The sequence below is a fragment of the Nocardia sp. NPDC049707 genome (assembly GCF_040674855.1).
Classification (GTDB): Bacteria; Actinomycetota; Actinomycetes; order Mycobacteriales; family Mycobacteriaceae; genus Nocardia.
Genome location: NZ_JBFANN010000092.1, coordinates 1 through 9784 on the forward strand (window position 1 = coordinate 1; position 9784 = coordinate 9784).

9 protein-coding genes and 1 pseudogene are annotated in these 9784 nt (G+C 62.3%); 7 read left to right on the top strand and 3 right to left on the bottom strand.

Annotated features, from left to right (window positions below):
• The first annotated feature begins 915 nt into the window (after positions 1 to 915).
• Positions 916 to 1470, top strand: a complete 555-nt coding sequence (locus AB0J29_RS36470) for a recombinase family protein (RefSeq protein WP_364795756.1) — start codon at positions 916 to 918, stop codon at positions 1468 to 1470.
• 709 nt (positions 1471 to 2179) lie between these two features.
• Here the strand turns inward: AB0J29_RS36470 and AB0J29_RS36475 are convergent.
• Together AB0J29_RS36475 and AB0J29_RS36480 are read right to left on the bottom strand one after the other, a co-directional pair.
• Positions 2180 to 2641: a helix-turn-helix domain-containing protein gene (locus AB0J29_RS36475; RefSeq protein ID WP_364795775.1), complete on the bottom strand. Its 462-nt coding sequence runs from the start codon at positions 2639 to 2641 to the stop codon at positions 2180 to 2182.
• A 46-nt stretch (positions 2642 to 2687) separates the two neighbouring features.
• Complete coding sequence (locus AB0J29_RS36480; RefSeq protein ID WP_364795758.1) at positions 2688 to 4361, bottom strand: recombinase family protein; 1674 nt, start codon at positions 4359 to 4361, stop codon at positions 2688 to 2690.
• Here AB0J29_RS36480 and AB0J29_RS36485 point away from each other — a divergent pair.
• The 3 genes and pseudogenes from AB0J29_RS36485 to AB0J29_RS36495 form a co-directional block, all read left to right on the top strand.
• A pseudogene (locus tag AB0J29_RS36485) lies at positions 4360 to 4482 on the top strand (exodeoxyribonuclease III); the annotation flags it as partial. The gene AB0J29_RS36480 and the pseudogene AB0J29_RS36485 sit on opposite strands and share 2 nt — an antisense overlap.
• A 36-nt stretch (positions 4483 to 4518) precedes the next feature.
• Positions 4519 to 5004 (top strand): ribonuclease domain-containing protein, encoded by a 486-nt coding sequence (locus tag AB0J29_RS36490; RefSeq protein WP_364795761.1) that lies wholly within the window; start codon positions 4519 to 4521, stop codon positions 5002 to 5004.
• Positions 5004 to 5483, top strand: coding sequence for a barstar family protein (locus AB0J29_RS36495; RefSeq protein ID WP_364795764.1), 480 nt, complete (start codon positions 5004 to 5006; stop codon positions 5481 to 5483). The genes AB0J29_RS36490 and AB0J29_RS36495 overlap by 1 nt, the downstream gene beginning before the upstream one ends.
• Positions 5484 to 5488: 5 nt before the next feature.
• On the opposite strand, the gene AB0J29_RS36500 is transcribed toward AB0J29_RS36495, so the two are convergent.
• Complete coding sequence (locus AB0J29_RS36500) at positions 5489 to 6214, bottom strand: TetR/AcrR family transcriptional regulator (RefSeq protein WP_364795766.1); 726 nt, start codon at positions 6212 to 6214, stop codon at positions 5489 to 5491.
• Between the two features lie 186 nt (positions 6215 to 6400).
• On the opposite strand from AB0J29_RS36500, the gene AB0J29_RS36505 reads away from it, so the two are divergent.
• The 3 genes from AB0J29_RS36505 to yhjD all read left to right on the top strand — a co-directional run bounded on the left by AB0J29_RS36505 (position 6401) and on the right by yhjD (position 9602).
• Positions 6401 to 7333: an oxygenase MpaB family protein gene (locus AB0J29_RS36505; RefSeq protein WP_364795768.1), complete on the top strand. Its 933-nt coding sequence runs from the start codon at positions 6401 to 6403 to the stop codon at positions 7331 to 7333.
• A 177-nt stretch (positions 7334 to 7510) separates the two neighbouring features.
• On the top strand, positions 7511 to 8545 hold the full coding sequence (gene trpS, locus AB0J29_RS36510; RefSeq protein ID WP_364795770.1) for a tryptophan--tRNA ligase: 1035 nt from the start codon (positions 7511 to 7513) through the stop codon (positions 8543 to 8545).
• A gap of 37 nt (positions 8546 to 8582) precedes the next feature.
• Positions 8583 to 9602 carry an inner membrane protein YhjD gene (gene yhjD, locus AB0J29_RS36515; RefSeq protein ID WP_364795773.1) on the top strand — a complete coding sequence of 340 codons (1020 nt, stop codon included), beginning with the start codon at positions 8583 to 8585 and terminating at the stop codon, positions 9600 to 9602.
• Positions 9603 to 9784 lie beyond the last annotated feature (182 nt).

Below are 9784 nucleotides of genomic sequence, written 5' to 3' on the forward strand. Positions count from 1 at the left end.
ACAGCCTTGGCCTTGGTCACTTCGTCGTACTTCGATGGCATGGTCTACCCATCCTCCTCAAGAAAGAAGGTGAGCACCAAACCCGGGGTGATTCACCTCTGTGCCTTACTCCCAGGCCTGCCCGTGCCCGGGACAAGGGAGCCGCACACGTCCAGCCGTGCAGCCTGCCCGCCTATCCCCCTGCATCCCCACCTCCGGGTCGTGTGTGCGATCGACCCGTATGTCTGAGGGTGGGCCGCCAGACCCAGGGGGAGGGCCGCACCCCCACGGTGCAGCCACTGGCCGACAACGCACCCAAGCTCATCGGTAGCGAAGTTCTGGGGCGCTATTGCCCTTCGTCTGACTCGACGGAGGTTCAGGACGTTGCCGTCTGAAGAGTGCCGCCAAGGCGTGAATAATCTCAGCCCGCCTCTCGGGCGGTGCACCCCGAAGGGCAACGATACTAACGATGACCAGCGCTAAGGCGAACGAGCCACTTCCGGACGCGGCCGTAATCGCAAGTGCGACGCTGATATCCATCTATGCCGACCTTCCCAGGCCGAGAGGGCAGCAGACCCTAGCTCGACCAGTAGTACTGGTTGAACCAAGGTCCAGACCCCGACTTGGCAGGACTTTGATCGGTGGTACAGCAACATTCCGTAGCAGGCGGACCGCGCTCGCTGGCAACAGTCGGTGGGCTCAATCCCACGATGCTCTCCGACTACGCGGCTCGCGGGGCGATACTACGCGGTGAGGCTTCAAGGCGCGCTGAGCCAGTCGCCAGTCTCATAAACGATCCCTTGTTGCGACTGAGACCGGCATCGGCCGGTCGTTCGTTGTCCTTGAGAAACAGAATCCGGATTTGTCTTGAAAACCCGTCTCAAAACTATAGTCTCAAAACTATCGGGTCGATGGGATTATGAGACAGGCGGGGCAATGACAGTCATCGGGTACGCACGAGTCAGCACCACCGACCAAGACCCCCGGTTGCAACTGGACGCACTCGAAGCCGCTGGAGCTTCCCGCGTCTTCACCGACCATGGCGTCTCGGGCGCGAAGACCGAACGGCCTGAGCTGGATGCGTGCCTGGATCATCTCCGCAAAGGTGACGTGCTTACGGTGTGGAAGCTGGACCGGCTCGGCCGCAACACCGTTCATGTGTTGCAGCTCATCGAGCAACTGACCGAACGTGGTATCGGTTTCCGGTCCGTCGCCGAAGGTCTGCACACAGACGGACCGATGGGTAAGGCAATGCTCACCATCATGGCCGCATTCGCTCAGCTCGAACGGGACACGATGATCGAACGCACTCGTGCCGGACTGGCCGCAGCAGCGGCCAATGGCCGCAAGGGTGGTCGCCCCCGGAAGGTTGACGACGTGGACGCGGCCAAGGCGCGAGACCTCAAAGCAAAGGGCATCACTGCCCCGGATATCGCAAAGATGCTCGGCTGTTCACGCGCCACTGTGTACCGCTATCTGTCCGGCGCGTAGACACATGCCCAGCACGGAGGTAGCCGAGCGGCTGGAGCCCCTGCGTGGCAGGTCGGGAGCTTTGGGTGCTCTTGGGGATTTATAGCCGGACTCCGTAGTCGCCCAACTGGTTTGAATATGTGCCGACGTCTGCCGTACGATCACGCCATCGGATTCATCGCCTTGCACACGCAGGGATCGGAGAGCGGATCGGCTCGCTCTCCACAGACAAAATTGCTATGAATGCATAACGAACACCATCAAGATCCGCTGTAGCCGGGGCTGGAACTTGGTTCAACCAGACATCTGATCTGGTCGAGCTGAGTCCGCCCGCTGCCTCTCTCGATCAGAGGGAGGGCAAAGGATCTGAATGGACTGGGTACCAGTCGTGTTGGGCATTCCTATCACTATTGTCGGCGTCTCAGCAGTTGTCGGTCGGGTGATCATCACCATCTACGCGCTTCGCGGAACCAATCCCGAAGACCGGCCGAGGATCATCCAAGCGCTTGGCAAGATGTTCCGCGAGACGCGGCCCGAGCTGCCTTCACGTCGAAGGAACGACGACGACACACGCTCGGAGCCCCTGTGATCAACTCCGAACATTAGTCCCGAAACAGACAAGGCCCACGGCGAAACCGGGGCCTTTTTCGTTCCTAAGCGACGAGAACCAGTCAATCCATACAAGGGGGTCACCCCGGGACGCCGACGCGGCCCGGGTTACCGACGCCGACTAGCCGATGTGGTTAAGCAAACCTGCCTGCCGCAACATCTCTTGTTCGTCCTCCCGCTGCTGACGCTCATGTTCCTCAACGGGAGGCTCGAACTCCGAATCGTCGTCGTCCGGTGCAACCGCTTGGCGAGCGCCTGCTAAACCGAGCGCGGTACGGAACCCTTCCCGGTTCCGTTCGTTCTGCTCAGCCTGCTGTATCGCCCGGTCTATGGTCCCCAACTCGATAGCCAACTCATCCAAACGGCGCGAGTCCCCATCGGCCTCCCACCGAACACCGGTCTTCACAGCCAACCCGTGCTTTTCCAGCACGGTCAGGTGACGGTCAACGGTTCGACGTTTCCCGTCCACAGCTTCGGCTACCTCCTGCGCCGTCACCGGACGGCCCAGGTTCCGCAAGATCAAACACGTCTGCCCTCGGCTCTTGTCGAGTCCAGAACCATTCCGGAAAGCCGGGTGCATCATCACCCGGTCATCGTCGAGTTGGTCATTAGCATCGCATATAGTTCCTTTATCTATATGGGGGACGAACCCACTCCGGATGCGGATTCTGTGCTTGTTCCTGCTCCTCTGGCGTAAGCGGCCGATTTATCCGCTCTGTGCGATTCTTTTCGTATGCATCTTTCGGTACGTTGAAACGTTCCGGCAACTCGCCTGGAACATAGAGCCCGCAATTCACAGGGTTCACGCTGTGGATATACATCCGGATACCGGCCTTCAGTAACAGCCCTCGACGTTCCTCCGGATCCATGCGTTGGTATGCATCAGCGTAGGTTTCACCGGTCGGTTCCTCTATGTACTGCGCTTCGCGGTGCGGAAGCGACTGGAGTAGTTTCCGTTTCTCGACAAGTGTGGCAAGACGCTCACGGTAATCGTCTTGTCCACCTTCGTAGTCGTAGAAGCCAAGGTCGAATTCGTCTCGAATGCTCGTCATGGCTCGGGTCACCGTATCTAGTTCGTCGGTGTGATCTTCACCCGGAATGAACTTGCGTTCCGTAACCGGCAGGTCTGAGAGTTCATCTAATATCCGGCTGTCCAAGATTTCTTGTATGGCCGATTCAAGGAACGTATGCCCAGGGCACTTGGGCTTACCGGCTTTAGGGACGCACCGGTAATAAGAATATTTCTTGCCGTTCGGGTTCGAGTTCACGACTCGATACAACCTGTGCTCGCACCCGCCACAGTAAACGATTCCGAGCAATGGAGCGGCACCGTGAGACCGTTCACGGGTGCGGGAACGATCTCGGAGTATTTCCTGAATCTGTGACCACTCGTCATCCGTGAATATCCCCTTGGAGGTGTATCGGATAGGCATACCATCAGCTGCACGGGCAAGCCTTCGCTCCTTAACGGAGCGGCCGACCAGCTTGTAACCTTGGGTGGCGGGAGACTTCAGGATTTTCCCAACACTCGATTGATTCCAAACATCGGACACCTTAGTTTTCCGGCTGACACCTTCTTTGTGGTAGTACCGGGCGGGAGTAGGGAACCCGTCCGTTGTGAGCCTTGCGGCTATCTCCCACTGGGATTTCCTTTGAAGGGTCATTTCGCCCATGATTCGCACAGCCCTAGACGAAGCAGGGTCAATCTCCAGGGTCTTACCGGCTCGTGGGTGATCAACGATTCGGTAACCGTACGGTGGTTGTCCGCCGGGCCAGCGGTCCATTTTTCTCAGTGCGGTGTGTGAGTCTTTTACACGGGTGGACAACGTGCCCGCTTCGAGTTCTCCGAGTGCGGCGATAATCGCCACCATCGCTTTGCCGAACGGTGTGGATAGGTCGAAACCTTCGGTAGCCGAGACCAACGACTTGCCGTTGTCCTCGCACCAGGACAACAGGTCGGCAAGGTCCTTGGATGACCGGACCAGCCGGTCAAGCCTCCACACCACGATCACGTCGAACTCATGGGCTCGGTTCTTGAGCCAGTTGCCCAGTTCCGGCCGGTCGAACGGTGAATACTTGGTGGCAGACACGTCAAGGTCGGTTGCTGTCCCAGCTTCGAGCCATCCGCGTGCACGCACTGTGTTGCGACCGTGCTTGAGTTGTCTGGCTGGTGACGTAGATTCGTCTGTCATGACGGATAGCCGCGCGACTAGCAACGCGCGTAGTTGGGGTTGCATCTCGGTTCCCTCCCTGGTCATGGGTGATTCTAGCGGCTGGAGAACCGAGTCGATCCGATCGTGCATCGATTACCACCTGGCCCGCGGTGGGGTGGCGACCAGGGCGAAGCGGGCCGTGGTCGAACGCGCCGCCACCTACGCCGAGCGCTGGTCCGACCACGCGCCCGTCACGGTGCAGTACCGATAAAGTTCGCGACATGGCAGTGCTGGAGATCGGGATCGCATGAATATTTCTTCGCCGCGGGTTCGCGCCTTCGCCGGGCTCGGTGTGGCCCTCCTGGCATTGGTGATCGCACTGCTCGCCTCGCGCGGCGGCGGGGACAGCAAGCCGACCGCTGCCTCGGTCACCTCCACCTCGCGCAGCGCCAGCGTGGTGGTTCCGGCGCGCGGCCCGGATGTGCCCACCACATCCACCGTTCGCGCCCCCGGTGTTCCGGACCGCGCCTACGCGACCCTGGCCGAAATCGATGCGGGCCGCTGGCCGGATTCGGCGAACGCGCCCGGTACCAAGGGCGGTGACCGCTGGATGAACCGCGCGGGCACCCTGCCTGCCAAGGATTCGGCGGGCAAAGCCATCACCTACCAGGAATGGGATGTGAATCCGAAGCAGCCCAACCGTTCCCGCGATGCCGAACGCATCGTCACCGGTAGCGATCGTTCCGCTTGGTACACCGGTGACCACTACGAAACCTTCACGAGGATGCGCTGATGACAGTTCCGTTGTCGCAGTTCCTTGCCCGCCCCGAGGCCCGGCGCTCCACCGACGCGGCGGCTTCGGCGCTGGTACTCGGCGCCCTACCCGTGGACGCCCCGACGCTCAGCGGCGTCCGCTACGACGCACCCGTCGACTACGCGGTACGGGAACTGCGCGGACCCAAAATGCGGACCACCGCACGCGTTTTCGATGAATTCGCGGCCGCGTTCCAATTCCCGTACTACTTCGGCGCGAATAAGGACGCCTTCGACGAATGCCTGCGCGATCTCGATGACTTTGTCGGCCCCGCCGCCGGATACGTTGCCGTGATCCGCGATTCGGCCGATCTGCTGATCGACGAACTGGAAGAACGCGGGTGGTTCGCCGAAGCCATGCGTGACGCCGCCGACTACTGGTCCACCAAGGGCCTGGCCTTCCGAGTCGTGCTGCAAGGCGAACCCTCCGACCCCGAGATCGTCCGCCTGAGCCCGTAGCCCCGTCAGGTGAGGCGGCGGGCGAGGTCCTCGCCGAGCAGTACGAAGACGTCGGTGGTGTGGTCGATCAGTTCGTCGCGGGTGAGGGTGAGGTCGTCCTGTAACCAGGCGGTAAGGGTTTGGACCAAGCCGCCGACCAGGTAGGTGGCGCGAAAGTCGATGGCGGGATCGGGCTTCGGGTCGGTGATGCCGTAGAAGTCGATGCCCTCGGCGGCGACCAGGCTGGCGAAGGCCCGCACCGTCTGGTTGGTGCGGGCGCGGAGTTCCGGCGTCGCCATGCCGGCGACCAGCGCGACGTGCGCCTTGCGCGGATCGTCCGTGAGCAGATGAATCCCCGCCGAGATCGCGGCATGCGCCTTGGCCCGGGTGTCGGCGGGTGCGGTCTGCAGCGCACCGATGATCGCCCCGGCCAGTTCCTCCGCGATCCGATCGATGAGCGCGGCGAGCACCGCGTCGCGGCTGTCGAAGCTTTCGTAGTAGTAGCGCTCGTTGAGGCCGGCCTGCGCGCACAGCCCTGAGACGGTGAGCTTGGCGATGCCCTGAGTGCCGATGATCTCCAGCGCGGCATCGAGCAGCGTGGCGCGTCGCTGCGCGCGGCGTTCGTCCGCGGAGACGCCGCCATAGGTCCGTTTCGCCGACCCACTCGTCGTCCGATCGGATTCGCGTCGCGATGCGGATCCGATCGTCGCCCGACCACCACCCCTCACGGAATCGCTTCGCGATGCGTTCATGTGGCGATTCTGGCATGGCTGTGGTTCCGGTCGACCGGATCGTGGTCGGGAGCATGGACACGATCTGGCAGAGGATATTGCCAGATCGCGGAATCTGGGGAATTCTATTGCCAGATACTGTGCACCCCGGCCTCCGGGGCGACGGGTCACGATGCCCGACGGCACGCGCTCAACGAGGAGGCAGCAATGTCCCAACCCGGCTACTTCGCCGATAATTCGATGGCAAGACGGGTCATGAGCAAGCGTGCGGTGGGCCTCACCTACGGTCAGCGCGCTCTGGTGATCGGCGCGGCGAATCCGCTGCTCTACGTCGGAACCGCCGAGAACACCGAGCATCGGATGACCCCGTACACGCGGGTCGCGTTGACCGGCAAGCTGTTCGAGGCCGTCTTCCTCGGCAGTAAGGACGAGGCGGATCGCGCGCTCGCCTTCACCGCCAAGAAGCATGCGAAGGTCGTCGGCGAACTGCCCGAGGACGCGGGTTCGCACCATCCGGCGGGCACCGGCTATTCCGCCCTCGACCCGCATCTGATGTACATGACCATGGCCTTCACCTTCGACTCGGCCGAAGCAATGCACGATCTGCTGGTCCGTCCGCTGACCGACGGCGAACGCGAGGGCCTGTACCAGGACCATGTCCGCTTCGGCGAACTGTTCGGCATGCCACGCGAGGCCGCGCCCGGCAGCTATCCGCTGTTCCGCAAATCCTTCGACGACTACCTCGCCTCGGACGAATTGTTCCTGACCGATGAGGCCCGGCTGGTCGGTTCGTATCTGGCCGGTCAGCGCGTGCCCTACCCGCAGCGCACGCCGATACGTCAGGCCGTCGACGCGTTCTACCTGCTGGTGCAGGGCAGTCTGCCGACCCGGATCCGCGAGATGTACGGCATGCGCTGGGGGCTGACCGAGCAACTCGCGTTCCACGCGCTCGCGCAGGGCGTGCGCACTGCGCATATCGCACCGCCGCTGCTGCCACCGGTGCTACGCGGGACGCTGGCGGGGCGGAGCGCGCCGCTCTACAAGTTATTGTCCAAGCGTGAACGCGAACTGCACAGCACCGGCCGTCCGAGCATGCCCGGTGTCGACCCGCACAACTGGGCGGCGCGAAATTCCGCGTGACCTGCCCTCGGCGTGAGCGACGGGCCCGGAGGCGGTGGCGGAGTGTGACTGTGGTGGGACTCGCGAACGCCGTCGATCGAATACCGCGTGAGCGACCAGCCCGGAGCGGTAACAGGGTGTAACTGTCGAGGGACCCGCGATCGCAGTCGATCGAATAAGGCATGCGAAGATCGGGGCATGTCCAGTCCTGCTCAGGCGAACCCGGCCGCCGAACGCAAACAGCGGGTGCTGTCCGGGATCCAGCCCACCAGCGCGTCCTTCCATCTCGGCAACTACCTTGGGGCGCTGCAGTACTGGGTGACCATGCAGGACGACTACGACGCGCTCTACTTCATCCCGAATATGCACGCGATCACCGTGCCGCAGGATCCGAAGGAACTGCGCGCTCGTACCAAGGCGGCGGCCGCGCAGTTGCTCGCGCTCGGCATCGACCCCAAGCGCTCCACACTCTTCGTGCAGAGCCAGGTGCCCGAGCATGCCGAGCTGACCTGGGTGCTCAGCTGCATCACCGGATTCGGCGAGGCCAGCCGGATGACCCAGTTCAAGGACAAGTCGGTCAAACAGGGCGCGGAGAATGCCAGCGCCGGACTGTTCACCTATCCGGTGCTGATGGCCGCGGACATTCTGCTCTACCGTGCGCATCAGGTGCCGGTCGGCGAGGATCAGCGCCAGCATCTGGAGTTGACCCGAAATCTGGCCCAGCGCTTCAACACTCGGTTCAAGAAGACATTCGTGGTGCCGGAGGCGCATATCGTCAAGGGCACCGCGAAGATCTACGACCTGCAGGATCCGACGTCGAAGATGAGCAAGTCGGCCTCCAGCGACGCCGGTCTGATCAACCTGCTCGACGATCCGAAGATCTCCGCCAAGAAGATTCGCTCCGCGGTCACCGATACCGAGCGGGAAATCCGCTACGACCCGGAAGCCAAGCCGGGTGTCAGCAATCTGCTGGTGATCCTGAGTTCACTGAGCGGCACCCCGATCGTGACGTTGGAACGCGACTATGCCGGCAAGGGTTACGGCGATCTGAAGTCCGACGTCGCCGACGCGCTGACCGAATTTGTCACCCCGCTACGGGCGAAGGTGCAAGAGTATTTGGCAGATCAGGGCGAGCTCGACCGCATCCTCGACGCAGGTGCCGAGCGGGCGCGCGAGATTGCCGGCAACACCCTCGCACAGGTATACGACCGGGTGGGCTTCCTGGCTCACTAGGTGTGATGCCTGCGAGGTCTCGTGAAGGGGCTGGAAGGTGCAGGTGATCGACAACATCAAGGCCGGGCTCGAACATCGGATCCAGTCGCGGCCATGGCTGGATCACCTGATCCGCGCGGGCGGAAGGTATGAGCGGCAACGCGGTGATTACTACGCGGCCGGGATCACATATTTCACGGTGCTGTCGCTGTTTCCGCTGTTGATGGTCGCCTTCGCGGTCGCGGGATTCGTGCTGTCGGGTCATCCGGATCTGCTCACCGATCTGCAGCACAAGATCATCGAGAACCTTCCCGGCTCGCTCGGCGACCAGCTCAATGACTTGATCGTCAAGGCGATTCGATCGCGCGGCACGGTCGGCACGCTGGGTCTGCTCGTCGGTGCCTACACCGGACTCGGCTGGATGGCGAACCTGCGGGCGGCATTGACCGAACAGTGGGAACAACAGAGTCCGAAAGGCAATTGGTTGTTCACCAAGCTCTCCGACCTCGGCGCGCTGATCGGACTCGCCTTGGCCTTCATCGTCTCGATCAGCCTGTCCGCGCTGGCGTCGAGCACGCTCGGTGCGCGGCTGCTGATCAAGCTGCACCTGTCGGAGTTGCCCGGCGCGCGGCAGTTGCTGGTGCTCATTTCGATACTGCTCGGATTCTTCGCCTCCTGGGCCGTGTTCGCCTGGATGATCGCGCGCCTGCCCCGCGAGCCGGTGACTCTTCGCAGTGCCGCGAGGGCAGCGGCGCTGGCCGCGCTGGTCTTCGAGATCTTCAAATACGTCGCATCGTTCTACCTGCAAAGGGTGCTGACCAGCCCCGCCGGCGCGACCTTCGGCTCCGTCATCGGCCTGATGGTGTTCAGCTACATCACCTATCGAATCCTGCTGTTCGCAACCGCCTGGGCCGCAACGGCATCGGAGAACGAGCCGGAAGCCGAAATCCCCCCACCCGACCACGCCGTAATCAAGCCACGCATGAGCACACCTGGTCTCTCGATGGGTGCGGGAGCCGCTTATTTCGGTGCGGGTGCCCTTGCGGCGCTTGTACTTTCGGGGTTGCGTCGACGCTGACACCGAGTGGTGTGAGTCGCTGGCCCGGATAGATCCGTAGGCAACCCTGTTACTCGTAAGAGTTGTTCGGTTCGCCAGCTGGACAGCTGAATCACCCCGGGTTTGGTGCTCACCTTCTTTCTTGAGGAGGATGGGTAGACCATGCCATCGAAGTACGACGAAGTGACCAAGGCCAAGGCTGT